The sequence below is a fragment of the Curtobacterium sp. MCBA15_008 genome, assembly GCF_001865065.1.
Lineage (GTDB): Bacteria > Actinomycetota > Actinomycetes > Actinomycetales > Microbacteriaceae > Curtobacterium.
Genome location: NZ_MJGN01000025.1, coordinates 24,846 through 51,814, shown reverse-complemented (window position 1 = coordinate 51,814; position 26,969 = coordinate 24,846). Strand labels below are relative to the sequence as shown.

Annotated in this window: 21 protein-coding genes; 9 read left to right on the top strand and 12 right to left on the bottom strand. The window is 69.6% G+C overall.

Annotated elements, in window-relative coordinates; translation table 11 throughout:
• Positions 1-35: 35 nt before the first annotated feature.
• Together BIU96_RS11980 and BIU96_RS11975 are read right to left on the bottom strand one after the other, a co-directional pair.
• The gene (locus BIU96_RS11980) at positions 36-410 is read right to left on the bottom strand and encodes an iron-sulfur cluster assembly accessory protein (protein WP_139199979.1); all 375 of its coding nucleotides are present in this window, start codon (positions 408-410) and stop codon (positions 36-38) included.
• 58 nt (positions 411-468) lie between these two features.
• The gene (locus BIU96_RS11975; protein ID WP_071292846.1) at positions 469-1,914 is read right to left on the bottom strand and encodes a dipeptidase; all 1,446 of its coding nucleotides are present in this window, start codon (positions 1,912-1,914) and stop codon (positions 469-471) included.
• A 53-nt stretch (positions 1,915-1,967) separates the two neighbouring features.
• Between BIU96_RS11975 and BIU96_RS11970 the strand changes: the two genes are divergently transcribed.
• Positions 1,968-2,543, top strand: a complete 576-nt coding sequence (locus BIU96_RS11970) for a DUF3043 domain-containing protein (protein ID WP_071292845.1) — start codon at positions 1,968-1,970, stop codon at positions 2,541-2,543.
• Between the two features lie 609 nt (positions 2,544-3,152).
• Here the strand turns inward: BIU96_RS11970 and BIU96_RS11965 are convergent.
• From BIU96_RS11965 to hisD, 3 genes are read right to left on the bottom strand one after another with little or no spacing between them, the layout of a single operon-like run.
• Positions 3,153-4,229, bottom strand: a complete 1,077-nt coding sequence (locus BIU96_RS11965; protein WP_071292844.1) for a quinone-dependent dihydroorotate dehydrogenase — start codon at positions 4,227-4,229, stop codon at positions 3,153-3,155.
• Entirely contained in the window at positions 4,226-4,738 is a 513-nt protein-coding gene (gene nrdR, locus BIU96_RS11960) for a transcriptional regulator NrdR (RefSeq protein WP_071292843.1), read from the bottom strand. Before nrdR ends, BIU96_RS11965 begins: the two co-directional genes overlap by 4 nt.
• A 12-nt stretch (positions 4,739-4,750) precedes the next feature.
• Complete coding sequence (gene hisD, locus BIU96_RS11955) at positions 4,751-6,058, bottom strand: histidinol dehydrogenase (protein ID WP_071292842.1); 1,308 nt, start codon at positions 6,056-6,058, stop codon at positions 4,751-4,753.
• A gap of 65 nt (positions 6,059-6,123) precedes the next feature.
• Here hisD and BIU96_RS11950 point away from each other — a divergent pair, with 65 nt between their 5' ends.
• From BIU96_RS11950 to BIU96_RS11935, 5 genes are all read left to right on the top strand, one after another.
• Complete coding sequence (locus BIU96_RS11950; protein WP_139199977.1) at positions 6,124-7,548, top strand: hypothetical protein; 1,425 nt, start codon at positions 6,124-6,126, stop codon at positions 7,546-7,548.
• Positions 7,545-8,990, top strand: coding sequence for a glycosyltransferase family 2 protein (locus tag BIU96_RS11945; protein ID WP_071292840.1), 1,446 nt, complete (start codon positions 7,545-7,547; stop codon positions 8,988-8,990). The genes BIU96_RS11950 and BIU96_RS11945 overlap by 4 nt, the downstream gene beginning before the upstream one ends.
• Positions 8,990-11,611: a glycosyltransferase gene (locus BIU96_RS11940; RefSeq protein ID WP_071292839.1), complete on the top strand. Its 2,622-nt coding sequence runs from the start codon at positions 8,990-8,992 to the stop codon at positions 11,609-11,611. Before BIU96_RS11945 ends, BIU96_RS11940 begins: the two co-directional genes overlap by 1 nt.
• Positions 11,612-11,758: 147 nt before the next feature.
• The gene (locus BIU96_RS19870; protein WP_175477535.1) at positions 11,759-11,914 is read left to right on the top strand and encodes a hypothetical protein; all 156 of its coding nucleotides are present in this window, start codon (positions 11,759-11,761) and stop codon (positions 11,912-11,914) included.
• 22 nt (positions 11,915-11,936) lie between these two features.
• Positions 11,937-12,989, top strand: coding sequence for a glycosyltransferase (locus BIU96_RS11935; protein ID WP_071292838.1), 1,053 nt, complete (start codon positions 11,937-11,939; stop codon positions 12,987-12,989).
• 33 nt (positions 12,990-13,022) lie between these two features.
• On the opposite strand, the gene BIU96_RS11930 is transcribed toward BIU96_RS11935, so the two are convergent.
• Positions 13,023-14,657, bottom strand: a complete 1,635-nt coding sequence (locus tag BIU96_RS11930; protein WP_302847728.1) for a glycosyltransferase family 2 protein — start codon at positions 14,655-14,657, stop codon at positions 13,023-13,025.
• Between the two features lie 36 nt (positions 14,658-14,693).
• Positions 14,694-16,787 (bottom strand): acyltransferase family protein, encoded by a 2,094-nt coding sequence (locus tag BIU96_RS11925; RefSeq protein ID WP_175477534.1) that lies wholly within the window; start codon positions 16,785-16,787, stop codon positions 14,694-14,696.
• A 360-nt stretch (positions 16,788-17,147) separates the two neighbouring features.
• Here BIU96_RS11925 and BIU96_RS11920 point away from each other — a divergent pair, with 360 nt between their 5' ends.
• Complete coding sequence (locus BIU96_RS11920) at positions 17,148-18,491, top strand: endonuclease/exonuclease/phosphatase family protein (protein ID WP_083402858.1); 1,344 nt, start codon at positions 17,148-17,150, stop codon at positions 18,489-18,491.
• Positions 18,492-18,496: 5 nt separating this feature from the next.
• Here BIU96_RS11920 and BIU96_RS11915 read toward each other — a convergent pair whose 3' ends face one another.
• From BIU96_RS11915 to BIU96_RS11905, 3 genes are read right to left on the bottom strand one after another with little or no spacing between them, the layout of a single operon-like run.
• A complete protein-coding gene (locus BIU96_RS11915) occupies positions 18,497-21,190 on the bottom strand; it encodes a CDP-glycerol glycerophosphotransferase family protein (RefSeq protein WP_083402857.1) in 2,694 nt (897 codons plus the stop codon).
• Positions 21,191-21,220: 30 nt separating this feature from the next.
• The gene (locus BIU96_RS11910) at positions 21,221-21,901 is read right to left on the bottom strand and encodes an ABC transporter ATP-binding protein (protein WP_083402865.1); all 681 of its coding nucleotides are present in this window, start codon (positions 21,899-21,901) and stop codon (positions 21,221-21,223) included.
• Positions 21,902-21,945: 44 nt separating this feature from the next.
• Complete coding sequence (locus BIU96_RS11905; RefSeq protein ID WP_071292832.1) at positions 21,946-22,767, bottom strand: ABC transporter permease; 822 nt, start codon at positions 22,765-22,767, stop codon at positions 21,946-21,948.
• A gap of 168 nt (positions 22,768-22,935) precedes the next feature.
• On the opposite strand from BIU96_RS11905, the gene BIU96_RS11900 reads away from it, so the two are divergent.
• Positions 22,936-24,306 (top strand): glycosyltransferase family 4 protein, encoded by a 1,371-nt coding sequence (locus tag BIU96_RS11900; RefSeq protein WP_071292831.1) that lies wholly within the window; start codon positions 22,936-22,938, stop codon positions 24,304-24,306.
• Complete coding sequence (locus BIU96_RS11895; RefSeq protein ID WP_071292830.1) at positions 24,303-25,757, top strand: glycosyltransferase family 2 protein; 1,455 nt, start codon at positions 24,303-24,305, stop codon at positions 25,755-25,757. Before BIU96_RS11900 ends, BIU96_RS11895 begins: the two co-directional genes overlap by 4 nt.
• A 71-nt stretch (positions 25,758-25,828) precedes the next feature.
• On the opposite strand, the gene BIU96_RS11890 is transcribed toward BIU96_RS11895, so the two are convergent.
• Complete coding sequence (locus tag BIU96_RS11890) at positions 25,829-26,620, bottom strand: hypothetical protein (RefSeq protein ID WP_071292829.1); 792 nt, start codon at positions 26,618-26,620, stop codon at positions 25,829-25,831.
• Positions 26,617-26,967, bottom strand: coding sequence for a DUF2200 domain-containing protein (locus tag BIU96_RS11885; protein WP_071292828.1), 351 nt, complete (start codon positions 26,965-26,967; stop codon positions 26,617-26,619). Before BIU96_RS11885 ends, BIU96_RS11890 begins: the two co-directional genes overlap by 4 nt.
• Between the last annotated feature and the right edge of the window lie 2 nt (positions 26,968-26,969).

The following is a 26,969-nucleotide window of genomic DNA, read 5'->3' as shown; positions in this document are numbered from 1 at the left end:
GGTCGCTCCCCGCTCGTGTGCCGGATCGGCGTCGCTCAGTGGAAGCTGTCACCGCACGCGCAGCTGCCCTGCGCGTTGGGGTTGTCGATGGTGAAGCCCTGCTTCTGGATGGTGTCCTCGAAGTCGATCGAGGCACCGTCGAGGTACGGGACGCTCATCTTGTCCACGACGACCTCGACGCCGTCGCCGAACTCGACGGCGGCGTCACCGTCGAGCAGGCGCTCGTCGAAGTAGAGCTGGTAGATCAGGCCCGAGCAGCCGCCGGGCTGCACGGCGAGACGCAGGCGGAGGTCGTCGCGACCCTCCTGCTCGAGGAGGCTCGCCACCTTCGCCGCGGCCGCGTCGCTGAGCAGGACGCCGTGCGACGGCGCCTCGGTCGTCGGTGCGTTGTCGGTGATGGTGTCGCTCATCCGCGCGTCTCCCTCCGGGCGGTGTGGTTCACCGCGCCTGCGTCGATTGTAAGCACCGTCACCCGCGAGTCGCGAGACGCGCCAGCAGGATCGTCTCGGAGGCGATGGCCCGGTGCAGGACACCGAGGTGCTGGGACTCGTTCGGGCTGTGCGCCCGGGTGTCCGGGTCCTCGACGCCGGTGACCAGGATCTGGGCGTCCGGGAACTCGGCTGCCAGGTCGGACACGAACGGGATCGAGCCGCCGATGCCCTGCTCGACCGCCTCGTTGCCCCAGCCCTCTGCCATGGCGATCCGCGCCTCCTGGACCGCCCAGCCGGCGGTGTCGACGAGGAAGCCGTCACCGGCGTCCGGCTCGGAGATCTCCAGCCGCGCGCCGAACGGCACGTGGGCGCGCAGGTGCCGCTCGACGGCCGCGTAGGCCTCGGTCGCGGCCTGGCCGGGCGCGACCCGGATCGAGACGCGGGCGGACACGGTCGGCAGGAGGGTGTTCGAGGCGTTCGCGACGCTCGGGACGTCCATGCCGGTCACGGTGATCGACGGCTGGAACCACATCCGGGACAGCACCTGGCCACGGCCGACCGGCGTCACCCCGGGCAGCAGCGCGGCGTCCTTCGCGAGCTCCGCGTCGGAACGGTCCGGGACGTCGGCCTCGTACGAGGTCAGGCCCTCGACCGCGACCGAACCCGCGTCGTCGTGCAGGGAGGCGAGCAGGCGCGCCATCGGGATCATCGCGTCCGGGGCCGCTCCCCCGAACATGCCGCTGTGGCTCGCGTGCTCGAGCGTCGTCAGGGTGAGCTTGAACGTGACGTTGCCACGCAGGGACACCGTGATCGACGGCACCTCGGTGGACCAGTTGTCGCTGTCGGCCACCACGATGACGTCCGCGGCCAGGTGCTCCTTCTGCTCGCGCAGGAAGGTCCGGAACGACCGGGAGCCGAACTCCTCCTCGCCCTCGACGAACAGCACGACCCCGAGGTCGAGGTCGTCGCCGAACTGCGCGTGGAGCGCCCGCAGCGACGCGATGTGGGTCATCACGCCGGCCTTGTCGTCCGAGGCACCGCGGCCGTACAGCCGGTCGCCGCGGAGCGTCGGCTCGAACGGGGGCGTCTCCCACAGCGCGTCGTCACCCTGCGGCTGCACGTCGTGGTGGGCGTAGAGCATCACCGTCGGCTTGCCGTTGCGCGCCGGGCGCACGGCGAGCACCGCGGGCTGCCCGAGCTCCCCGCCGGACGACTCGACCTGCGCGGTGTCGCCGGAGACCGCCGACCGGACGATGCGGACGTCGCCCGCCCCGAACACGCCCGTCGAGCGCGCGAGGTCCGCCACGGCTTCGGCGCTCGCCCGCACGTTCGCCGGGTCGAAGGCCGACCAGGACACCGACGGCAGCCGCACCAGCGCGGACAGATCGGCGATCGTGGTGGGCAGCGCGCCCTGCACGTGTTCGCGCAGGGCGTCGAGGAGCGCGGGGTCGGTCGCGGGGCTGTGCTGTTCGGTGTCGGTCATGCCCGGTAATCTAGAGGACGATCCAGCACGCACACCGCCGTTAGGAACGCACCGTGGCGAAGGCAGCCCCCAAGACCAACACGACCGTGAACCCCTCCGAGGAAGAACTCCTCGAGCAGGGCAAGGGCCGTCCGACGCCGACCCGTCGGGAGCGAGAGGCAGCCAACCGCCGTCCCATCGTCGGCGGCTCGTCAGAGGACAAGAAGGCCGCGCGCGCCCGCCTCACCAACGAGCGCGAGAAGGCCCGCGTCGGCATGGCCAACGGCGAGGAGCGCTACCTCCCCGCGAAGGACAAGGGCGAGCAGCGCAAGTTCGTGCGCGACTGGATCGACGCCCGTTGGAACGTCGGCGAGATCATGATGCCGGTGCTGGTGCTGTTCCTGATCGTCGGGTTCGCCGCTTCGCAGACCGTCATCGCCTCGTACGCGCTGCTGCTCGTGTGGGCGTTCGTCGCCCTCTTCGTGCTCGACTGCATCGTGCTGTGGCTGTCGTTCCGCAAGAAGCTGACCGCCAAGTTCGGCTCCATGCAGCGCGGGACGTTCCTCTACATCCTCACCCGCGCCTGGCAGCTGCGCTTCCTGCGCCTGCCGAAGCCGCAGGTCAAGCGCGGGCAGTACCCCACCCGCTGACCCCTCCACGAAGCGCCGCCCGGCCTGCCGGGCGGCGCTTCGTCGCGTCCGGCGCGGGCGCGGGCGCCTGGGCGCCTGGGCGCCCTCGAGATCGCACAATGTGCCGCCCGACATCGCCGACGACGACACATCGTGCGATCTCGACGCCCCACACACGGCGCGTCGTGCGACCTCGACGCACCCCGCGCCCGGCACGCCGGCACGCCGGCACGACCTCGAGATCGCACAAAGTGCCGCCCGACGCCACCGACGACGACACATCATGCGATCTCGACGCACCGCACGCGGCGCGTCGTGCGACCTCGACGCAAGCCCCGCCGGGCACGCCGGCACGCCCTCGAGATCGCACAATGTGCCGCCCGACGCCACCGACGACGACACATCGTGCGATCTCGACGCACCGCACGCGGCGCGTCCTGCGACCTCGACGCACCACCGACGGCCTGGAGGCGCGGTGCGGGGCCGACCCGCGCCTCCCGGCCGTCACCTGATCACGACGCGCCGGGGGCGACCCCGCGAGCGGGCCCGACACGGCCGGCCCTGCCCCCTCGACGAACCTGAGCGGCGAGTCCCGCCCTCCCGCAGGACGGGGACGCCAGGACCGCAGCGTCAGCGCGCAGCGCGCCGCAACCGCCGACGCCGCAGCCGGTTGATCCGCGTCGCCCACGTCGGCCCCTCGTAGAGGAACGCCGTGTAGCCCTGCACGAGCGTGGCCCCCGCGTCGATCCGGTCCTGCACGTCCTGCTCGCTCGTGACTCCCCCGACGGCGATGACGCAGAAGTCCGACGGCACGGCGGCCCGGACACGGCGGAGGACCTCGAGCGATCGCGCGGCGACCGGCGCGCCGGAGAGTCCTCCGGTGCCCATCGCCTCGACCTCGGACGACGGCGTGGTGAGCCCCGCCCGCGAGATCGTGGTGTTGTTCGCGATCACCCCGGACAGCCCGAGCTCCACCGCGAGCCCGGCGATGGCGTCGATCTGCTCGTCGTCGAGGTCGGGCGCGATCTTCACGAGCACGGGGACCCGGCCGGCGGCGTCGTGCACGGCGCTGAGCAGCGGGCGGAGCTGGTCGAGCTCCTGCAGACCGCGCAGCCCCGGCGTGTTCGGCGAGCTGACGTTGACCGCCAGGTAGTCGGCGAAGGGAGCGAGCCGTCGGGTGGACTCGAGGTAGTCGTCGATCGCGTCGGCGACGTCGACGACCCGGCTCTTGCCGATGTTGACGCCGATGACCGGGCGACCGGGGTTCCGGCGCGCGCGTTCGAGCCGGCGCGCGGCAGCGGCGGCGCCGTGGTTGTTGAAGCCCATCCGGTTGACGAGCGCGCGGTCGGCGATGAGCCGGAAGAGCCGTGGCCGTTCGTTGCCGGGCTGCGCCTTCGCGGTGATGGTGCCGACCTCGACGTGCCCGAAACCGAGGACCCCGAGTCCGGCGATGCCACGGGCGTCCTTGTCGAACCCGGCGGCGAGGCCGAAGCGCGACGGGAAGTGGATGCCCATCGTGGTGACGCCGTCGAGTGCCGACGGACGGGAGTACCGCTCGACCACCCGGCCGACGAACGGCACGTGCGGCAGCACCTTGATGACGGCGAACGCGACGTGGTGGGCGCGCTCGGGGTCCATGTTGGCGAACACGGACCGGAAGACGACGGCGTAGGCGCCGCGGACGAGTCGTTCCACGATGCCGCTCATGCGCCAGCACCGGCGGACGCCGGGGCATCCGCCGCGCCGGAGTCGGCGACGGTCCGGCGGCCGTGGTGGTCGATCCGGAGCTGGGTGATGGCGTCCTCGAAGTCGTCAAGCGAGTCGAACGCCTGGTAGACGCTGGCGAACCGCAGGTAGGCGACCTCGTCGAGCTCGCGGAGCGGCGCGAGGATCGCGAGGCCGATGTCGTTCGCGTCGATCTGGCTCGAGCCCGAGGCGCGGACGGTCTCCTCCACCCGCTGCGCGAGCACCGCGAGGTCGCCGTCGGTGACCGGTCGGCCCTGGCACGCCTTGCGCACGCCGGACACGATCTTGTCGCGGCTGAACGGTTCGGTGACGCCGTTGCGCTTCACCACGTTGAGCGATGCGGTCTCGGTGGTCGAGAAGCGGCGCCCGCAGTTGGGGCACTGGCGGCGGCGTCGGATGGAGGTTCCGTCGTCGCTCGTCCGGGAGTCGACGACGCGGGAGTCCGGGTGGCGGCAGAAGGGGCAGAACATGGCGTCCCCAGGCTATCGGTTCGTGCGCTCCGTCACGGCGGCGCCGTGCGCGGGGAGCTGTTCCTCGGTGGCGAGGGCGACGATGTGCGACCCGACCTCGGCGAGGGCGTCCGCCGTGTAGCGGATGACCTGCTGCGGGCGGAGGAACGTCGACGCGGACAGCCCGGAGCCGAAGCGCGCCTGGCCCCCGGTCGGCAGGACGTGGTTCGAGCCGGCCAGGTAGTCGCCGAGGCTGACGGGCGTGCTCGGCCCGACGAACACCGCACCGGCGGCGTCGATCTGCGCGAGCACCGCGTCGTCGTCGGCGGTCTGGATCTCGAGGTGCTCCGGCCCGTAGGCGTTGCTCACGGTCGCGGCGTCGGCGAGCGAGTCCACCAGCACGACGGCCGACTGCGGTCCGTCGAGTGCGGTCTGGAGGCGCGCAGCCGTCCCCAGGGACGCCACCCGCGACGGGATGACGGCTTCCACCGCGTCGGCGAACGCGGCCGACGTCGTCACCAGCACACTGCCGGCCTGCTCGTCGTGCTCCGCCTGGCTGATGAGGTCGGCGGCGACGTACCCGGGGTCGGCGGTGTCGTCGGCGATCACGAGGATCTCGGTCGCGCCGGCCTCGGAGTCGATGCCGACGGTGCCGCGCACGATCCGCTTCGCCGCCGCGACGTAGTTGTTGCCCGGCCCGGTGACGAGATCGACGGGCTCGAGGCCGATCGACGCCACGCCGTACGCCAGCGCACCGATCGCGCCGGCGCCGCCCGTCGCGTAGACCTCGTCGATGCCGAGGAGCCCAGCGGCCGCGAGGATCGTCGGGTGCACCGCGCCGCCGTGGTCGCGCTGCGGCGGGGACACGAGGGCGATCGACCCGACGCCGGCGACCTGCGCGGGGACGACGTTCATGACGACGCTGGACGGGTAGACGGCCTTGCCACCGGGGACGTAGAGCCCGACGCGGCGCATCGGCTGCCAGCGCTGGTGCACCTCGGCGCCGTCGGCCAGGGTCGTCACCGACGGCGACGGGACCTGGGCGGCACTCGCTGCCCGGACGCGGCGGATCGCTTCGTCGAGCGCGTCGCGGAGCGCCGGGGTCAGCCCGGCGACGGCCGCGGCGATCTCGGCGGCGGGGACGCGGACGTTCGCCGGTGCTCCCCCGTCGAACCGCTCGGCCTGCTCGCGGAGCGCGTCCGCGCCGTCGTGCCGGACGGCCTCCACCAGCTCGCGTGCGGCGTCGACGGCGTGCGAGACGTCGCCGACGGCCCGGGGCATGAGTCGGAGGAGTTCGGCACGGGCGGGCAGGCCGCCGCGGAGGTCGATTCGCTGCATCATCAGGGGCACAAGCCTACCGAGCGGGTCGGACGGAAGACCTCCCGCGCCCAGTAACGTGAGTGTCGATGAACTTCGAGAAGGCACGGCGCCTCGTCGGCGACCTGGTGCGCGTAAACGAACGGTACGCGCGCGACGGCCACTACCGGAACGACGTCCGCGAACGACTCGGCCGGACGGTGTCCCGCGTGGACGTCGGGGTGGCCCGCCGCGAGCGTGACCGGGCACCCCTGACGGCACGGCCGTTCGAGGGCCTGGTGGAGACGAGCCTGGCGATCGCCGGCATCCGCACCGTGGACCGGACGCCCGAGGTGGTCCTCGTCGTCGACGAGCTCCGCGAGGGTGCCGCGTTCGCCGGCGTGCAGACCGCCCTCGCGGTGGCGCTCGCGCTCGGTGCACGGCTCGGCCGCCGGGTGCGCGTCGTGATGGTGCGGTGGACGACCCCGGGCAACTCCGCCGCGGCCGCCGAGGCGCTGATCGCGGACCGCTTCCCGGAATCCCGGGTCGACGGGCGCCCCGGCGTGCGGGTCGTGCGGCGCGAGGACGTGCTCGGCACCGAGTTCGGCCACGACGACGTCTGGATCGCCACGCACTGGAAGACCGCGCACCCGATCGACGTCGCCGTCACCGCCGGGGTGGTCCCCCGCGACCGCGTCGTGTACCTCGTGCAGGACTACGAACCCGGCTTCAGCCCCTGGTCGACCGAGTACGCCGTCGCCGCCTCGACCTACCGCGCCGGCTTCCGGATGCTCGTGAACTCGGAGCCGCTCCGCAAGTACCTCGCCGACGTCGAGGGGCTGGACGTCCCGCCGGAGCGCACGTTCGCGCCGCACCTCGACGTCGAGCTGCTCGAACGCGTCGCCGGAGCCCGGACGCGCGACGACGCGGTCCGCGTCCTCTTCTACGGCCGGCCGAGCAAGCACCGGAACCTGTTCCGGCTCGGCGTCGCAGCCCTCCGCGTGGCGGTGCAGGAGCTCGCGGCGGACGGCATCCGGGTCGAGTTCCACTCCGCGGGCGAGCAGCACGGCGACGTCGAGCTCGACGGCGGCCGGGGCGACGTGAAGCTCGTGAGCCACGGCACGATGCCGTGGGACGACTACTTCCGGTTCATCGCGTCGACCAACGTGGTGCTCTCGCTGCAGCACAGCCCGCACCCCAGCCACCCGCCGTTCGACGGTGCGATCTCCGGCGCCCGCGTGGTGACGAACGAGTTCCGCGACACCCGCGGGCACCTGCACCCCAACCTGACCGCCGTGCCGGCGGACGCCCGGTCCCTCGGGCTCGCGGTCGCCGACGCCGTCCGGCAGGCCGCCACGAACGGTCCGACGGGCTTCGTCCCGCTCGCGGACGGCGCGCTCGGCGGGCCGCTCGAAGCCGCGGTCGACGCGGTGGCCACCGCGCTGGAAGCGGGAACCACCGCACCGAGCGCGGGAACCGCCGCGCGCGAAGCCGACCAGTCAGTGAACGACCCGGACCAGGAGTCCTCCCGATGACCCGTCCCACCCTCGTCGTCGTGCCGGTGTACGGCGACCTCGAGTCGCTGCTCCGCTGCGTCGACGGGCTCCTCGAGCACCTCGACACCGATCGGCACCGTGCGCTGTTCGTCAACGACTGCGGCCCCGACGCCGACCCGATCGAGCGCGCCCTGCTCGAGCGGATCGGCGACCGCCCCGGCTTCCGGTACGAGCGCAACGACCACAACCTCGGCTTCGTCGGCACGTGCAACCGTGCCGTGACCGAGCTCGACCCGGGCGCGGACGGCGAGGCCGTCCTGCTGCTCAACAGCGACGCGGTGCCGACCGCGGGCTTCCTCGACGCGATGCTCGCGGTCCTCGACGAGGACCGCACCGGCGTCGTGACCGCGCGGAGCGACAACGCGACGATCGCGAGCATCCCGTACCGCCTGACGAACCGGGGCGCCGCCCGGACCGAGGCCCGGACCCGCGCGGTCTGGGGCGCGGTCGCGCCGCTGCTGCCCGTCTCGCAGGTCCTGCCCGTCGCGATGGGCTTCTGCTTCCTCACCCGCCGCGAGCTCATCACCGAGCACGGGCTCTTCGACGAGGCGTTCGCGCCCGGCTACGGCGAGGAGAACGACTATTGCCTGCGCATCGCCGCGCACGGCTGGCTCGCGAAGATCGCGAACCACGCCCTCGTCCTGCACGCCGGCGGCAAGAGCTTCTCCGGCAACCGCAACGCCCTGCGGGCGGCACACCAGCGCGAGCTCGAACGCCGCTACCCGTTCCTGCCCGACGCCGTGGCCGCCTACCAGCGGCACGGCACGACCGCGACGGAGCGGTTCGCCGACGCACTCGTCCCCACCGGCGACACCCCCCGGCTCGCCGTGGACCTGCGACACGTCGAGCACGCAGACGCGCTCGTCCGCCAGATCGACGCGGCTTTCGCGGACGGGTTCGCCCTGGAGGCGCGGCTCCCCTCCGGCACGCCGGCCCCGGCCGCGTGGACCATCACCACCGACGACCCCAACCCGGACGACCTCGTCACCGTCGCCGTGCTCGTGGACCCGACCCCGGCCGAGGTCGTCCTGGCGAACCGCCGTGCGCTCCACCTGGTCGTCGTGCGCTCCGCTCCCCCGGCGCTCCCGTGGTCGTCGCGGGCGCACCGGTCCGGCGCCGACACGGTCGCGCCGCTCGTCGACCGCTTCGCCGTGGTCGTCGCGCCGGACGCCGTCGCCGAGGCACGTGCCGGTCTCGACCGCGCCCTCGCCGAACCCCTCGAGCGCACCGCCGAGACCCTCGGAGCGCGGTGGGCGGCGCTCCTCCCCCTCGACCTCACCGCCGCCGAGGTCGCGCGGGACAACGCCTCCGACGAGGTCACGCGCCTGCGCCGCGAGCTCGACGACCTCCGCGCCAGCCGGTCGTTCCGCACCGGTCAGGCGATCGCCAAGGTCGCCTCGCGTCTGCCGGGTCGCCGCTGATGGCCGACCGCGGGGGCATCGGACGGGTCGCACGCCGGCTCGCTCGGCAGTTGCGGGGGCCCGAGAAGCCGCTGACCGTCACCGACCGGCTCGACCGCTGGGCCCGGCGGATCGCCGAGTTCGGGGTGCTCGACCGCGGGTACCTCGAGGCGCAGACCGGCCGGACCTTCGCGACGGACGACGAGGCGATCTCGTTCTACGTGCACAACGACGGGCAGCGCGGCCTGTCGCTCAGCCCGCTCGTCGAGCACGAGTGGATGCGCGAGCACCAGCCCGCGCCCGCGATGTCCTGGTACGACGCCCTGCACCAGGAGGGCCCCGAGCTCTTCCAGACCGGACCGCTGTTCGACGCCGGCGTGTACGCCGCCTCGGTACCGGCGGCCGACCGCCCGACGTCCACGCTGGGTGCACTCCGCCACTTCCTGCAGAACGCGACGGACGCGACCGCGCTCCCCGTGCCTCCAGGCCGTCGCGGCCCGGCACCCACCTGGGGCGCCGCGCGCGAGGCGGCCGTGCTGGCAGCCCGCGCCTTCGCCGACGCGCAGCACCGGACCCGACGTCGGTACCGCTCCACGTGGGACGGCCCCGACGCGGCCGACGCGCTCGCGCGCTACCCGCGCGGCGTCGCCCGTCGCGACGCCGAGCAGCCGCTCGTGTCCGTGGTGATGCCGGTCTACCGGCGCGCCGACGCGGTCGGCGCGGCGATCGACTCGGTCCGCGCGCAGGAGCACACCAACTGGGAGCTCGTCGTCGTCGACGACGGATCCGGTGACGAGACCGCCGAGGTCGTGCGCGGCATCACCGCGGACGAGCCGCGGATCCGCCTGATCGAGCGGGAGAACGGCGGCGCCGGGGCCGCGCGGAACACCGGGCTGGCGGCCGTCCGGGGCGACTTCGTGGCCTTCCTCGACGCCGACAACACGTGGCGGCCCGAGCACCTGTCCGCCGCGCTCGCTGCCCTGCTGGAGACCGACGGGCCGGGCGTGCACACCGCCGTCCGGATGGTCGGCGCGAACAACGCCGACGACTCGACCGCGCCCGTGGAGACGTACCGCGGCGAGGACGGTTCCCTGGAGGACCTGCTCGCCGGCAACTTCATCGACCTCAACGTGCTCGTCGTCCGCCGCGACGTCGCCGCGGCCGTCGGACCGTTCGACGAGACCCTCCGGCGCTGGATCGACTGGGAGTGGCTCCTCCGGATCGGCGAGCGGTTCGGCGTCCCCGCCTACGTGCCCGTGCTCGGCGTGGACTACGACAACGTCCGCGACCCGCGCCGTGTCTCGTCCGCGCAGCCGGCCTCGTGGCAGGAGGTCGCGCTCGCCCGCCACCGGATCGACTGGGACGCCCTGGCCGCGGCAGCGCCGACCCGCGACGCGGCACTGGTGTCCGTCGTCATGCCGGTCTACCGCGACTGGACGATGACGCGCCGTGCCGTGGACGCGGTGCTCGGCGCCGCCGACCACGACGGCGATCGTGTCGAGGTCGTGCTCGTCGACAACGGGTCGCCGCGCTCGGTGTCCGCCATCCTCGGCGCCTGGTTCCGCGACGAGCCGCGGGTGGTCCTGCAGCGCGAGGACCGGAACCGGAACTTCGCGCTCGGCAGCGACCTCGGGCTCGCCCGGTCCTCCGGTGGCACCGTCGTGATGCTCAACAACGACACCGAGGTGACCACGGGATGGCTCCGGCCCCTCGTCGCCGCGCTGGACGACCGCGCGGTCCTCGGCGCCCAGCCGCTGCTGCTCTACCCCGACGGCGTCGTGCAGGCCGCCGGCACCGTGTTCGGCGGCGACAAGGTGCTGCCGTGGCACTTCCTCGGAGACCACCCGCGGCACGATGCGACGCGCTTCTTCGCTGGGGGTGCCGGCGGTGCTGGGGATGCCGGGGGTGCCGGGAGTGCGGGCTCTGCTCGCTTTTCGGCGATCACCGCTGCCGCCGCCGCCTTCCGGGCCGCCGACCTGATCCGCTGGCACGGGTTCGACCCCGTCTACGCCAACGGGCTCGAGGACGTCGACCTGTGCCTCCGCGCGCTGTCGTCGTCACCGGCCGGGTCGACCTTCGTCGTCGTCCCGACCTCCGTCGTCGTGCACCACGAGAGCCGGACGCCCGGTCGGGACGACGCCCGGGTCGACAACCGCCGGATCTTCGACGAGCGCTGGCGCGGGCGCTACCCCGCAGCCGACGCGATCGACCAGTACGACGCCGCCGGCCTGCGGTACCTCGGCGTCGAGCCGGGACTGCCGAAGGGGCACGCCGTGATGGTGCGGTCGTCGCGACCGATCGTCGTCCGCGAGGAAGGGGCCGTCGGGTTCCGGGTCGCCGTCAAGCACGACGGCTCGCGGGTCGAGGACGTGACGGCGGTCGTCGCGGCGCTCGAGGGCGCCGGGCACGTCGTGCAGGTCGACGTGCCGACGTCCTGGTACCGGCAGTCGAGCGGGCTCGACGAGGTGACCGTGCTGGTCGTCGGTGCGGGGTCTCCCCCGGCCGGGGGTTCGTCCTTCGTGCCGCAGCCGGGGGCGCGGAACATCGTGTGGCTGGCCGAGGGACAGTCGGTGGCCGACGGGGACTTCGCGGTGGTCGTGGCAGCGGAGGACGGGGCCGAAGGGGTCGTGCGGGCGCTGTGACGGCCGCTGACCGTCGTTGGGCACCCGCCTGACGTCCGAACCCGGACCCGAGCGTCTGTCGTCTCTGAGGCCGATTCTTCGGGCACGTTCACCGTCTTCCGGGCCAAGCGCGGCTCGCTGTTAACCTTCGCGGCGCAGTATTTCCGTATGTCGCTCCTCTCTGATGCAATGCGGTCGACCTTCACGACCAAGTGCGCAGTGTGCGGCGCAGTCATCCGGAAGCGCGATGCGCTCGACCACGAGGGCCTGGCGTTCTGCTCGGTCCTGCACGAGGCCGAGTTCATCGTGACCACGCTCGACTGACGTCGCACCGTAGGATCGGGCGGTGCCCGATCGCTCCCTCCTGGTGTTCCCCGCGTACCAGGACAACCCGTACCTCAACCTGATGCTGCTGGCCCCTCGTGCGCGAGGGTGGAACGTCGTCGAGAGCCTCCGGCTCGAGCAGCTCGAACAGCACCTCGGCCGCCTCGGCAGCGGCGACGTGTTCCACATGCACTGGACCGCACCGATCGTGCAGCGCGCCGACGACGACCTCGACGAAGCCCGCGCTCGGCTCGACCGCTTCCGGGCCGCCGTCGACGCAGCCCGTGCTCGCGGCGCCCGACTCGTCTGGACGATCCACAACGTCCTCCCCCACGACGCCCGACACATGGAGCTCGAACTCGAGCTGAACCGGTACCTGGCCGAGGTCGCCGACGCCGTGCACGTGATGAACGTCGCGACCGCCGCCGTCGTGTCGCCCTACTACTCGCTCGACCCGGCCCGCGTCGTGCACATCCCACACCCGAGCTACCAGGGCGTCTACCCGAGCTCCGTGACGCGTGACGATGCTCGCGCGTCGTTCGACCTCGGCCCGGACGAGCACGCCGTCCTGGCGTTCGGTCAGATGCGCCCCTACAAGGGCCTCGACGTCCTCGTCGACGCGGTCCGCCGGATCCCCGCGGACGAGCGCCCCGTCCTGCTGCTCGCCGGACGGACCTCCGACCAGGACCGAGCTTCGATCGATGCGCTCCTGGGCGACGACGTACGCGCCGTCCGCGAGCACGACCACGTCTCGGACGTCGACGTGCAGCGGTGGTTCCGCGCCGCGGACAGCGCGGTGTTCCCCTACCGGCGGGTGCTGAACTCCGGGAGCCTGCACCTGGCGGCGTCGTTCGGGGTGCCGTCCGTCCTGCCCGACGAGCCACACCTGCGGGCGGAGTTCGGGGACGAAGCATGGATCCGGTGGTTCGACACGGGCGATGCCGTGGAGTCGCTCGCTTCGCTACTGCGCGGGCCGGTGGGCAGCGCCGAGGGGGCGGACGAGTTCAGCCGGCGGCTGGCGCCGTTCGCGCGGTCGAGGCGGTTCGCGGGAACCCTGGCGCGCATAGCGCTCTGAACAGCCACGACACTCGGTCAGACGCCCGCCACATCACCGGCCTCTTCGAACGACGTTGCGCAGCAGGCCACCGATACTTCGACGCCGTGGCATCCGCCGGTCGACAAGGAATCGCCAGCCGTCCTTGCGGTCGGCGAGCGGTTGCAGCGCGAACCCCTCGTCGACCGGCGGGAGCGGCATCCGCGCCGTGACCACGGGGAAGCTCCCCAATATGCCGTTGAACGACACCGCAGCGGAGTACCGCCCGGGCTCGAGCCCGTCATCGGTCAACTCTGCGCGCCAGCGCCCCGTCTCAGCCTCCAGCGGCACCTTCGACTCGCCACCCGACCCTACGAGTTCGAAGACACCGCGCGTCTTCAGCAGACGAATGTCTGCCGGACCGCCAATGAACATCCCTCGCTCCGATGCGTCAACGCGGTCGACGACCAGTGGAACCATGTGGCGCAATGCGGAAATTGTCGGCACAGCGGAATGGTTGGCTGCCCGGAGCGCGGAGATCATCGCGTCGAGCAGCACGGAGCCAGTGCTCGCCAGCTCGACATCTTCGATCGTGGTGAGTCGGTCCGCAAACCATGCCGCCGGGAGCCCCTCCGCACCGTTCACGAGCGCAGGCACCAATCCCTCGACGGCCAGCGCACTCGCCGCCGGCTCGTCCCATTGCTGAGTCAGAGCCACCGCATCGATCCAGGCAGACAGTCGACCACTCTCCGAGCCGTCCGAGGTCCGCATCACGAACGAGCGTGCCGCAGACCACTCCCCAGCCAAGACGAGCTGCCACAGTGCCCGGCGGGGCGGTGCCACCTGATCGAGATCCGCGAGGGGGATCACCTTCAGCAACGCTGCAGCAGCTTGCTCAACCGCGGCGATCTCGTCGTCAGCCGGGTTCGTGGAAAGGAAGCGATGCAGATGGGCCCACCCGTCCGCATCAAGCACGATCTCGGCATGTTGCCGACGGAGCACCGGATTGTTCTGAACCAACCGGGTGCACGCCAGTTCCTGTTCCAGATAGCGCACGGTGACGTCCGAGTCTGACCGACGGGACAACGAAGACGCGTCACCACGATCTCGATAGAGGTAAACACAGAACGGGACGACGTCGAGCGATTTCGCCTCGACGAAAGCACGTGTCATCGGTTCGATGTCCTCAACGCTTTGTATCTCTGGGAACCGCAGCCGAACACGGTCCCAAAAAGACCGGCGGATCATTCTGTTCCAACATGATCGCCCCGATAACAGCTCGGGCACGTCGACGGCGGCTACACCACTGCGAGCGCTATCAAAGAGATACCAACGTCTAGTCGGACTCCAGGTTCGTTGCGCGGAGAACTTGAGGTGGTCGCCGATGGCCATGTCCGAACCGCTGCTCTCGAGCGACTCCAGCATCGCCCGGTAGGCACCGTCCGGTACGATATCGTCGGCGTCGGCAAAGACGAGGTATCGCCCCTTCGACTGTGCGATGCCGAAGTTCCTCGCAGCTCCCGCATTCGTCACCTCGGACTGCACGAGTCTGATGCCCGGATATCGAAGAGCAGCATCGGAGACGATCGAGGCGGTGTTATCGGTCGAGCCGTTGTCAACGACGATGACCTCGAAGTCTTCCATGCCCTGAGCGCAGACGCTCTCAAGCATCTCGCCAATCCACGGTGCTGAGTTTCGCGCCGCAACCACCACGGACAGTGCGGTGACGCCAGGAGACGGCACCTTTCAGGCTCCAGGCGAACGGAAGTCCGCAACGGCGAGTTTCTTCGCGCTACCCAACTGCTTAGCCAGCCACGGGCCAAGCGAGCTGCTGTATGCGTGTGAAAGATGTGAGCCGTCGAAGTACACTGAAACTCCACCCACTGCTGAATAACACCGGGCATCGTCGCAGAACCGGTCGAACACAGGTACGTAGCGGATCTGCTGTCCGTAACCGTCTCTCACCAGACGGGAGAACACTGCGCTCGTGGAAGCAGGATAGGCTTGCGCGACCGGATTAGAACAATCTTTCGCCGCATTTTCAGCGAGACAGTCTGGGCCCCACACCTTTTTTTCCAGCGTCGGGCCAGTCAACGGGACATGCTGCATCACCGTCACAGTCCGCCCCAACGCCGCAACCCCCTGTGCGACGCGCTCGTAGCCAATGCTCTGCGATTTACTTCCATTCGGGAAGACGTAGTTCGCCCACAGATTCGCCAAAACTACTTTATCCGCTCGCGGAGCGACGTCACTGAGTACCCATTTGTTGCGGGCACTACACCATGCCTGCTGATCTGCGGGCAGCCTGTCGCCGAAGGCGGTTGCATTGGGTGCAACAAGAGAAGAAGGGCACTTGTTGCGCGCGGCGACAATCACGCGCCAATGGTTGATTTTGCCGGCGATGTCGAATGCTGAAGACCAAGCTCCAGCGTGCGAGTCACCCCAAAGCAACACGGTCTCAGCACCCTGCGGATCGCCGAGTTCACACAGTTTGTTAGTATTCTCCGTGACGTCGTCGATGCAGTTATCCTGCCACGCTATTGGCTTGTCAGCCAGTGAGGCCGGGAGCTTATCCTTGTCGATCACACCGAAAGGATCACCGCATTTCGTGTTGTCTAGTGCCGACGCCGCATAGCAGCTCTCACCATTAGAGACTTCTGCAATAATCGCTGCATTCTCCGCGGCGGTAGCAGCGCTCGCTACGCCTACCGAACCGAACGCCCCTGCGGCGAGTACAGCAGCCGCCGTCGCGCCGGCGGCGAAGCTGCGCCACCCCTGCGCGCTTAGCTTCCGACTCCTGCGGACGGGGCTCTCGACGAACCGGTAGGACAGCGCGGCGAGGACGAGGGTAGCCACGAGGATGGCGAGCTTCGAGCGGAGGTCCAGGTCTCGCCCGAGCACCTGAGGGGTCAGGACGATCAGGGGCCAGTGCCAGAGATACGCCGAATAGGAGACGTCCCCAAGCCACCTGATGGGGCCGAAGCGCGATACGAAGCCCCAAGACCAGGTCGATCGTTCCTCCGACCGCCCGGCGATCACAAGAGCCGCTCCGACAGTCGGAACCAGAGCCGCGTACCCCGGGAAGGGCGTCGAGTCGGAGAACGTAAGCGAAGCAACGGCAATCAGCGCGATGCCGATCCACGGCAATGGCAGGCGGAGGAGCCCGGCAGGCTTGGGCATGAAAGCGACCAGCCCGCCAACCGCGAACTGCCAGGCGCGAGCACTGGTATCAAAGAAGGCCACGTCCGGATCGATCCGGGTATGCAGGACCCCCCAGGCAAGGCTCAGTACGCCGACGACGAGGATCACGAGCGGAAGGAGCCGCGCTGCTCGCTGCCGAGCAACGAGCGCGACGCTGAGAAGCAGGATCGGCCAGAAGATGTAGAACTGCTCTTCCACCGAAAGCGACCAAAAGTGCTGCAGCGCACTCGGCTGGGACGCCGTCTCGAGGTAGCTGACCGACTGCGCCGCGAGGTGCCAGTTCTCTACGAAGAACGTCGATGCGAGCACGCTCCATGCTGTCGGCGCCCAGCTCGTAGCCGGCAGCACGACGAGAGAGACGACCAGGACGAACGAGAGGACGAGAACCGCCGCAGGAGCCAGCCTCCGTATCCGGCGGGCATAGAACCCGAGAAGCATCCGAGGGTGCGGACGCTCAGCAATAGCCTTCACCAGGTGCCCGGTGATCAGGAAGCCGGAGATCACAAAGAACACGTCGACACCGACGAACCCGCCGGTGAGCCGGTTCGGCCAGAGGTGGTAGAGAACTACGAGACCGATCGCAAGCGCTCGAAGCCCCTGGATGTCGGCACGCACGGTGGATTTCTGCGGAGTCGGCACCCCGGAACTGTAATCCAATCGGAAGCTCTCCACATCTCCGAGGGCCGTGACAACGGGTGTACTAGCCTGTCTGCACCAGGACAGGGAGCACTCATGCGTCACGCTGCAAGCCGTTTCACGATCGTTGTTGCCCTCGCCGCGATAGCAGCGACGTCGTTCACCCCGGCGTTGTCTGCTAGCGCTGCCACGACGCCGGTACAGGTCACCGGCGTGAGCAAGGCCACGCAGGACTGGGCAGGCAAGAGCGTCAAGGTGAAGTGGAATGCCGTCTCGAACGCCACCAGCTACGTACTGAAGTGGTCGACACACGCCGATCTCAGCAGCCCGACCTATCGGGATTCCTCATTCGTCGGCGCGTGGATGACCAAGCTGCAGCCGAACGCAACCTACTACGTGACGGTCGCCGCGAAGAACGGCACGACCGCGGGTTCGTGGGCGAAGACCGTCACGACGAAGCTCCAGCCGAACGCCGTCGCGACGTTCGGCACGATCACGGCGAAGTCGGCCGCCAACGGTGTGACGGTCTCGATCCCCGAGGTCGCGAACGCGAGTGATTACCAGATCCGATGGTCGGCGGGGCCGAACGAGAACCGGACTCCCGACCGATGGACGCCGCACTACACGCCGTGGTCGTCAGCGTTCGACCCGGCGACCAGGACCTGGACCCTCCCGGGTTCGGACAGCGACCTCACTTCGGTCGCGTACGGCAACCCGATCTACGCCCGGGCGATGGCGCGCAACACCTACTTCAACCCGACCTACGTCAGGAAGTCCGCGCAGGTGAGCGCCTGGCCGACGCCGACGAAGCCGGTCGCATCGGACCTCGCCGTGCACTTCGCGAGCTACAACGTCCTCTGCTCGGGATGCGAGACGAACGGTGCGCCGGGATGGTCGACGCGCGCGCCGGCGATCGCCAGCACGATCAACGCGAAGGACCCGGATGTCCTGACGGTCCTCGAAGCAAGCGGGCTCTCCAACGGCAGCGGATCGGCGCAGGCCTACCTCGACCTCGACCGACGACTCCCGAACCTGCAGCTGGTCGACTCATCGCCCATGACGGTCAGCAAGTCACACCAGGGGAACCGCATCCTCTACAACCCGGCGAAGTACACGGTCCTCGACCACGGCGTGCTCGCCGGGGTGAAGGACTACGAGGTGTACCCGGCGTCCTCCGCTCCGGACACGAACACGCCCTGGGCGAAGCTCCAGACCAAGGACGGGAGCGGCACCACCTTCTACGTCGTCGCCGCGCACTACGGAATCCCGTCGAGCTCGTACAGCCAGCCCCGGAAGACCCTGCTCGGCCAGAACTCCTCGCAGCTGCTGGCTGCACTCAACCGGGTCAACACCCCGGACGCTTCGGGGAAGCGGCTTCCCGTCGTCCTCGGTGGCGACCTCAACGACAGCCGCTACCCGGAGGACGCGATCGACGGCGCGCAGCCGACGCTCGTCCGGGGCGGCTTCTACGACGCCTCGGCGTCGCAGCACCGGTACGGCACCGCGAAGACGACCTACAACAACTACCAGCCGCCGTCGAAGCAGGCCGACGATCCGAACAAGGACGGTCAGCGGATCGACTACATCCTCACTCAGGGCATCCGAGGGAGCGACGAGTTCGTCAACAACTGGAACCCGGGCACCTCGGTGATCCCGTCCGACCACAACATGGTCGAGACTCGAATCCACGTGCCTGCAGTGCGGTGACGTGGTCAGGCGGTGGAGACCCGCTCCTCGAGCCGCCGGGGCTCTGACAACCGTGGTCCCCCGTCGAGGGCCAACATCGCCTCGACCACTCGCTGGCAGTTCGCCTCGTCACGTGTGACGAACGCGGCCGATGTCCGTGCGAGGTACTCGGGTGACGACACGAAGTCGTTCGCGCCCGCACGCTCCACCGCGACCTCGACAGCGGCGACCGTCGTCGCGACCGGACCGAACCCATCGCGCTCGTAGTCGAAGTACCCGCGACGGCCCACGTGCGAGCCGTCGAAGAACGACGCGGCGTCGAACTGGAAGTAAACCAGCGGCACGTCGATGAAAGCGGCCTCGAAACCCAACGATGAGTAGTCGGTGACCATGAGCGCCGCGCGAGCGAGCACGTCCTGCACGTTGACGGTCGCGAAGTCCCACACCTCGACCCACTCAGGAACGTCGAAGTCGGTCAAGTACGGTCGCATGTTCGGGTGCGGCATGAACACGACCCGCTTGCCGGTCTGCTGTGCGACGTCACGCAATCGCTGTGACCCGATGAGCGCGTTGAACTCGAGGGCGTACTGGCTCGAGGCGAACGCTGGGTTCTTCAGCCGCTCGTTGCTTCCTGCGACCTGCACGCCGGCGAGCTTCTTGCGCCACGTCGGCATGATGAGGATGAGGTCGCGGTCTTCGTCGATGGTCGCCCTCCGCTTGCGGAGGAGTTCGTCATGGCGGGGGAAGCCGGTCAGCACCACTTCACGATCGGTGAACGTGTACGGGCCATCCCCGGCGATCGACTCCTTCTCCTGCGGAGTCACGGTCACGAACAATTCGGCCGGCTTGCCGTTCACCCAACGCGAGATGTCGTAGTTGGTGACGCCGTGCTGAAGCCAGGTGAACGTGAATCGTGGGTCCCCATAGCGCCAACGCGGGAGTGGGTTCACGACGTAGACGTCGATGTGTGACGACGCCAGGTGCACCGCGTGGAGGATGAGCTTGCGCCAGTCACCGGACCGGTACGCGACAAGGCGGAATCCCTCTGCCTGCAGCCGGTTCCAGTCCTTCGAATCACGAGCCAGGACGAACCATGCGTTGATGTCAGGCCGGTTCTTCCGCACCCACCGGTAGAGGTGCTCGGCGTTGTCGTTCGCGTCGGTATCGCGGTCCATGAAGACCCACGCGCCTTCGAACTTCTCGCGGGTACTGCGACTGCGGACGGAGACACCGAGGATCGCGTCCTCAGCGCGGCGCTTGTACTTGCCCGAGCGCGCGTTGTCGTACACCGCTCGCGCTTGGCGCTTGACGTGCTGGAGCGCCGGCGTCGTGACGTCCGACCACTTGTTCTGCGTCCGCTTGCGCTGGCCGAGGATCTGCGGTCGGAGCTGGCGCAGGGTGAGCGCGTCGTCCGGCTCGTAGCGCTCGCCCCGGGTGAAGGGTACGACCACTCCATCCAGCCACAGGCGTGTGAGTCGACCGCGCTCGATCCAGACATGCCTTTGACGGAGGACCGCCCTGCCGTAGAAGACCAGGTCTTGCGTCTTCGCGTAGACCGGCGCGACGTCTTGCCCGTCGACGACGACCCGCTCCTCGGGGAGGTCTCCCGTGAACCAGTACGTGAACTTGACGTGCTGGCGAGTCTCGTCGACCCGCTCGAGCTTGGCGTAGTCCGGGCGGACGGGGTGGCCCGTGTAGCCGATGAGCAACGCCTTGCGCACCGCGTACTCGACACCCATCGCATCGAAGGAGTTGATCGCGTCGTCGGTGATCTCAGCGACGATCTGCGCGACGAGTCCATGGAACTCGTCGAACGTGTGGCTCGGTGCGAGCGCGGACGGCGAGTTCAAGGCACGCTCGTTCTTGAAGTACCAGAAGAGGTCGTACAGCAGCGTGTTCTCAAGCCACCGCGGGAGCTCACCCGATGCCCGGGCCGATCGGACCAGGTCCAGGTGCCCGTACCGCAGTACGTCGGTGTACTTGCCCGGATGATCGTAGTGCGACTCCATCAGCGAGGTTCCGTCACCCCGCACCCGGTAGTGGTACTTCGCCGACGCCAGCACACCGATGTCGGTGAAGCCCGTCCGCAACAGGTACGAGGCGATGAAGTGTGCGTCCTCGAAGACCGGGCGGATCCGGCCGTCGAACTGCACGGCCCGCTCTGTCACCGCATCCGCGCGGAAGAACGCGGAGTTGACGGCCATCTGGATGATCGGTTCGTGCCGCAGGTCGACGATGCGCGACCCCTTCGCGAACTTCACTCGCAGTGGGTGCGAATCCACGAGTTCCAACTGCTCGTTCAGTCGCAATTGGTGTGTCACGAGCATCCCGACACGAGGTGCCCCGTGGAGGTCGATGAACTTCACGACCTCCTCGAAGTACCGGTCGTCGAACACGTCATCGGGGTCCGCGAACGTCACCCAGTCGGCGTCGACGTGCTCCATGCCCGCGTTGCGTGCGGCGGCGACCCACGCATTTGTCTGCCCGACGACGGTCACGTTCCCACCGCGCGGCGCCGCCCAACGCTGCAGGAGCTCGAGGCTCCCGTCGGTCGAACCATCGTCGACGAAGACGAGCTGGATCGAGTCGATCGGGAAGGTCTGGCGCTCGAGCGACCCGAGCAGGTCGGGTAGGTACCGCGCAACGTTGTACACGGCGAAGACCGCCCCGACTTTGAAGCGGCGGTGCGACGACGGCGTCGCGGAGGTCACTTCTGACACCTCGGTCCCCTCTTGTGGTCGAGCTGACGCTCAGACCGTCTCGTTGTAGGCCTTGACGACGTCGTTCGTCTTGCCGATCATCTTCAGCTCACCCTCGTTGAGCCATGCGACGTCATCGCACATGTCCTTGACGGTGCTCATCGAGTGGGAGACGAGGATGACCGTGCGGCCCTCCTCCTTCATCTCCTTGAACTTCGTCCGGCAGCGTTTCTGGAACGTGGCGTCACCGACCGCCAGGACCTCGTCGACGACGAGGACGTCGGGGGTGACGGCGACCGCGACCGAGAAGCCGAGACGCACGTACATGCCCGACGAGTAGTTCTTCACGGGCTGGTCGATGAAGTGGCCGACGCCGGAGAACGACACGATCTCGTCGAACTTCCGGGTGACCTCCTTGCGGCTCATGCCGAGGATCGAGCCGTTCAGGAAGACGTTCTCGCGGCCGGAGAGCTCGGGGTGGAACCCGGACCCGACCTCGAGCAGCGAGGCCTGCTTGCCGCGCGCGGTGATCGACCCCTCTTCCGGCCAGAGGATCTTGGCGAGGCACTTCAGCAGCGTCGACTTGCCCGATCCGTTCTTGCCGATCAGGCCGAACGTGGTGCCCTGCGGCACCTCGAACGAGACGTCCTTGAGCGCCCAGAAGTCCTCGTGCACGGACTTCTTCCCGCGCATGACCATGCTCTTCAGCGAGTCGTTCCGCTCCTTGTACATGCGGAAACGCTTCGAGACGTGTTCGACGGTAACGGCGGCTTCGGTCACAGCAGTTCGGCCAGCTTCTTCTCGTTGCGGGAGAACACGAAGTAGCCGAGTGCGAGCGAAGCGAATCCAGCGATGGCGCACGCGACCAGGTCGGTCCAGTTCGGGAGGCGGTTGTCGTACATGAGGTTGCGGAAGACCTCGGAGAACCGCTCGATGGGGTTGAGCTTGTAGACGTGGATGATCCACGGGTGCCCGGACTTGTTCGCGGCGTTCTCCACGAGCGAGAGCGGGTAGATGATCGGCGACAGGTACATCCACATCTGCAGGGCGATGCCCACCAGGTGCTGCATGTCGCGGAAGTGCACGTTGATGATCGACAGCATCAGCCCGAGGCCGGCGGCGAACATCGCGAGGAACACCATCGTCAGCGCGATGAGGGGCAGGTATATCCAGAAGTTCGAGCCGGCGATGGCCAGGACGATGAGCAGCACGCCCATCTCGACCAGCCAGGTGAAACCGAACGAGCCGACCGCGGCGAGCGGCAGCGTCATGCGCGGGAAGTAGACCTTCTTGATCAGCGACCCGTTGGCGACGATCGAGGTCATGCCCGAGTTGATGACGTTCCGCGCGAAGATCCACGGCAGCAGTCCGCACATCAGCCACAGTGGGTAGATGTGGAGCCCGCTGGGGTCGCCGACCTCGAGCCGTGCCCGGAAGATGAACGAGTACACGATCGTGTAGATCAGCATCGTCGCGAGCGGGTTGATGAGGGACCACAGCTGCCCGAAGACCGTGCGGCGGTACTTGCCCTTGACCTCTCGCGCTGTGAGGTTTGCCAGCAGCTCGCGCGAGGACATGAGCTCGTTCAGGTACGTCATGCTTCGAGTGCTGGCTCCTCCGGGGCGCAACGCGGCGCTCCTCACAGGGATTCGGGGACGAGACATTCTCGCACACCCGTTGCAGAACGCACGTCCGGCGCGGTGACACGGACCGGAAACGGGTGACGAGATGAAGAAGACTCGGCCAAACCTTTGTAGAGTTGCACGGTGCTCGTCAGTTTCGCCAACCACTCCACCGCACCGGTGAACCTCGGTGGGGCTGAGCGGTCTCTCCTGCGCTTCGTGGAGGACTGGCAGGCACAGGACCCGACGATGACCCCGACCTTCATCACGAAGGCGCCGCGCGGCAAGTTCATCGAAGCCCTCGACGAGCGCGGCTGGTCGTACGACCCCCTGCGCTTCCGCGGGTGGGCACTCCCCAGTCCGCAACCCGCTCCGGCCGCCGAGCGGGCCGCGTTCGCCACGGTCGACTACGCCGCCGTGAACGCGATCATCCGCACGTACGAGCGCCAGCGCCCCGACCTCGTCGTGACGAACACGCTCGTCGCCCCGTGGGCCTCGTTCGCCGCGGCCGTCCTCGGCATCCCGCAGGCGTGGTTCGTCCGCGAGTACGGCGACCTCGACCACGGCCTGCAGTTCCAGACCGGCCGAGCCGGCGTCCTCGGCGACATCGGCCTCATGTCCGGCGCGGTCATCACCAACTCCGAGGCGATGCGCGCGCACCTGGCGCAGTACATGCCCGCGGACAAGCTCTCCGTCGCCTACCCGACCGTCGACACGGACCGGCTCCTGGCGACGAAGGACGACACACCTGCCGTCACCCCCTTCCCGCAGCCCGAGCCGGGTCTCCGGATCACGGTCCTCGGTCGGGTCGAGGAGTCCAAGGGCCAGCACCGCGTCGTCGACGCCCTCGGTGCCCTGCGTGAGCGCGGCGTCACCGCGAGCGTCTGCTTCGTCGGCAGCTGGAAGCACCCGGGCGAGGACCAACGGCTGACCGACCGCGCCCGTGCGCTCGGCGTCGCCGACCACATCGTCTTCGCGGGCGAACAGCACGTGCCCGCGCCGTTCGTCCAGGCAGCGGACGTCTGCGTCACCCCCTCGACGATCGAGGCGTTCGGCCGGACGACCGCCGAGTACATGGCACTCGGCAAGGCCGTGGTCGCCACCCGCCAGGGCGGCAGCGCGGAACTCGTCGAGCCCGGCGTCACCGGCACCCTGGTGGACGCGGACGACACCTCGGCCCTCGCCGACGCCCTCGCCGCGTACGCGGCCGACCCCGACACGGCCAGGAGGCACGGTGCGGCTGCTCCGGAACGGCTCGCCTCCGTCACGGGTGCCGGCCACGACAACGCGGCAGCCATCGCACGGCTGGTCGCGCTGGTGGGCACGGAGGGCTACCGACTCCCCCAGGCAGCGCGGTACTGGTTCGAGCTCCCCGGCGCCTACGCCTCGCTCGGCGCGACGAGCGCACGCGCTGCCGTCGGACTCCTCGCGAACCGCGTCCGCTCGCGGTCCGGCGCCGTCGGCCGTCTGTTGGCCCGCCCCGGAGTCGTGGTCCGGAAGCTGGCTCGCCGGTGACCCGCGACCGTCGTGCGGTCACGATCGTCGTCCCGATCTACGACGACCTCCCGGGGCTCGAGCGCTGCATCGAGGCGCTGCTCGAGACGGTCGACTTCTCCGTCGACCGGGTCCTGCTCGCCAACGACGTCGGCCCGCGCGTCGACGCCATCGAGGCACGCGTGCTCGAGCTCGTCGGTGACCACGAGGGCTTCGAGTACACCCGCAACCCGAAGAACCTCGGCTTCGTCGGCAACTGCAATCGCGCCGTCCTCGAACTCGACCGGACCGGCAACGACGTCCTGCTGCTCAACAGCGACACGGTGCCCATGCCCGGCTTCCTCGACGAGATGACCGCCGTCCTGGCCTCGGACGACGCGATCGGCGTGGTCTGCGCGCGGAGCGACAACGCGACGATCGCGTCCTTCCCCTACGCACGCCGGAACCCGCGCGCGACCCTCGCGCCGCGCCGCACCCGCGAGCTCCACGGTCGGACGAAGTACCTGCTCCCCCGGCACACCGTCTCCCCCGTGGCGATGGGCTTCTGCTTCCTGATCCGCCGCGAGATGGTCGACCGCTTCGGCCTGTTCGACGAGGTCTTCTCCCCCGGCTACGGCGAGGAGAACGACTTCTGCCTCCGGATCAACGAGGAGGGCTTCACGTCGGTCCTGGCGAACCGCGCACTGGTCCTGCACACCGGGTCGACGAGCTTCAGCGGCGACCGGGGCCCGTCGCTCCGCCTGGAACACGAGCGCATCCTGCTCGAGCGCTACCCGTTCTACGGCGGGGCGATCGCACTCTTCCTCGCCCGGTACCGCGACGCCGTCGACGTCTTCGCCGACGCCTTCCTGCCCGACGACGACGTCGTGCGTGTGGCGCTGCACCTGCCGGCCGACCTGACGAACGAGGTCGTCGCCCGCGTCCTCAGCACCCTCGAGGCCGCGCCCGACGACATGGTCGTGACGATCATCGTCGCGAAGTCGCAGATCCGGACGGCGCGACAGGCCTTCCCCGGCGCCGCGATCGCCGTCGGCGGCCGGCCGCGCCAGATCTTCGACGTCGCGGTGGCCCTCGGCGCCCTGACGACCTTCGCGCAGCTCTCGGCGCTCAACGCCAACGCCCCGCGCTGGATCCTCGTCGACCCGGTGTCGCACGACGTCCGCTGGTCGCAGGCGGTCGCCAACCACCGCGCCTCGGCGATCGACCGCATCCTCCGGCGCTTCGAGAACCAGAGCACCTCGTGGCACGACGGCGCCGACCTCGTCCGGCTCGTCCGCATGGCGGCCGACACCGACATCGATCCGTCGTCGCTCCGCGCTCGCTGGCACGCCGTGTCGGACATCGCCGAGGCGACCGGTCTCCTCGTGCACCGCGCGACCGTGTCGATGCGCCGCCTCACGGCGCTCACGTTCGGCGCACGGAACCCCCGGATCGTCGCGCGCATCCGCGCGATCACCGGCCGCGGCGCCTGACGTGACCCGCTGACGGCCTGGAGGCACGTGGCGGCCCCGTCCCGCGCCTCCAGGCCGTCAGCCAGCCAGCTTCAGACCAGCGCGTCCACGACGGGACGGTGCCGCGCCGCCTCGTCCGGATCCCACGCGCCCAACAGGTGCAGCGTCGCGATGCGGAACGCGAGCGCCCGGAGCAGCAGCTGCCGCCACTCGGCGACGCCGTCGCCGAGCGACCCGAGCCGCGAGGTCGGCACACCGTGCCAGCAGACGGCGTCCACCGCGGCGATCGCCGCGCCCGTCCCGGCCGGACGCCAGTACGGCGGCCAGTCGATGACGGCGGGCGGCTGCCCGGCGGCGAACAGGACGTTGCCGAGCAGGTCGCCGTGCACGAGCTGCGACGGCGCCCGTACGGGGCGGAACGCGGCGACGAGCCGGTCGAGCGTGGGGTCGCGCGGCATCGGCTGCTCGCCCCACGCCATCCGGTCGGCGCGGCTCCAGGCGTCGTCGGCGTCGTCGAGGAACGTCGGACGGTCGAGGTGTGCGAGCGCGCGGTGGAAGGCAGCACCGGCCAGGATGACGTCCTCGACGCGGGTCTCGTCGGCGGCGGCGGGCAGCCACTCCCAGGCCTCCCACCGGTCGGCGCGCCAGTGTCCGTCGGCGGTCGTGACCGGACGCGGGGTGCAGAACGCGGCGGTGTGCTCGAGTGTGGCGAGGACGCCGGAGCGCCAGTCGGTCTCGGCGGCCCCGTCGTGCGGGCGCAGGACGACGTCACCCGCTCGCCACGTCAGCCCACGGCCGCCGGCGAGCGGGACGGGCTCGGACTCCCCCGCACCGAAGGCCCGGAGGACCCCGACGGACGGCGGCGCCGAGTCGACGTCGCTCACGTGGTGCGCAGGACCTTCGCCATCGGCCGTCCCTTCGCGACCTCGTCGACGAGCTTGTCGAGGTACCGGATCTGCCGCATGAGCGGGTCCTCGAGCTCCTCGATCCGGACGCCGCAGATCACGCCGGTGATCAGCGGGGCGTTCGGGTTGAGGTGCGCGGCGGCGAAGAAGTCCTCGAACGAGGTCTCGTCCGCCAGGTGCTGCGCGAGCGCACGGTCGTCGAAGCCGGTCAGCCACTCGATGACCGTGTCGAGCTCCGCCTTCGTGTGGCCCTTCCGCTCCACCTTCGCCAGGTAGTGCGGGTAGACCGCCGCGACGGGCGTCCCGAAGATCCGGTGACCAGCCATGC

Bases quoted from the DNA above. Each gene is read 5' to 3' on its own strand.
- hisD (WP_071292842.1), bottom strand. From the start codon at position 6,058: ATGATGCAGCGAATCGACCTCCGCGGCGGCCTGCCCGCCCGTGCCGAA.
- BIU96_RS11885 (WP_071292828.1), bottom strand. From the start codon at position 26,967: ATGGCTGGTCACCGGATCTTCGGGACGCCCGTCGCGGCGGTCTACCCG.
- BIU96_RS11980 (WP_139199979.1), bottom strand. From the start codon at position 410: ATGAGCGACACCATCACCGACAACGCACCGACGACCGAGGCGCCGTCG.
- BIU96_RS11905 (WP_071292832.1), bottom strand. From the start codon at position 22,767: ATGACGTACCTGAACGAGCTCATGTCCTCGCGCGAGCTGCTGGCAAAC.
- BIU96_RS11910 (WP_083402865.1), bottom strand. From the start codon at position 21,901: ATGTACAAGGAGCGGAACGACTCGCTGAAGAGCATGGTCATGCGCGGG.
- BIU96_RS11950 (WP_139199977.1), top strand. From the start codon at position 6,124: ATGAACTTCGAGAAGGCACGGCGCCTCGTCGGCGACCTGGTGCGCGTA.
- BIU96_RS11975 (WP_071292846.1), bottom strand. From the start codon at position 1,914: ATGACCGACACCGAACAGCACAGCCCCGCGACCGACCCCGCGCTCCTC.
- BIU96_RS11940 (WP_071292839.1), top strand. From the start codon at position 8,990: ATGGCCGACCGCGGGGGCATCGGACGGGTCGCACGCCGGCTCGCTCGG.
- BIU96_RS11965 (WP_071292844.1), bottom strand. From the start codon at position 4,229: ATGAGCGGCATCGTGGAACGACTCGTCCGCGGCGCCTACGCCGTCGTC.
- BIU96_RS19870 (WP_175477535.1), top strand. From the start codon at position 11,759: ATGTCGCTCCTCTCTGATGCAATGCGGTCGACCTTCACGACCAAGTGC.
- nrdR (WP_071292843.1), bottom strand. From the start codon at position 4,738: ATGTTCTGCCCCTTCTGCCGCCACCCGGACTCCCGCGTCGTCGACTCC.
- BIU96_RS11945 (WP_071292840.1), top strand. From the start codon at position 7,545: ATGACCCGTCCCACCCTCGTCGTCGTGCCGGTGTACGGCGACCTCGAG.
- BIU96_RS11920 (WP_083402858.1), top strand. From the start codon at position 17,148: ATGACCAAGCTGCAGCCGAACGCAACCTACTACGTGACGGTCGCCGCG.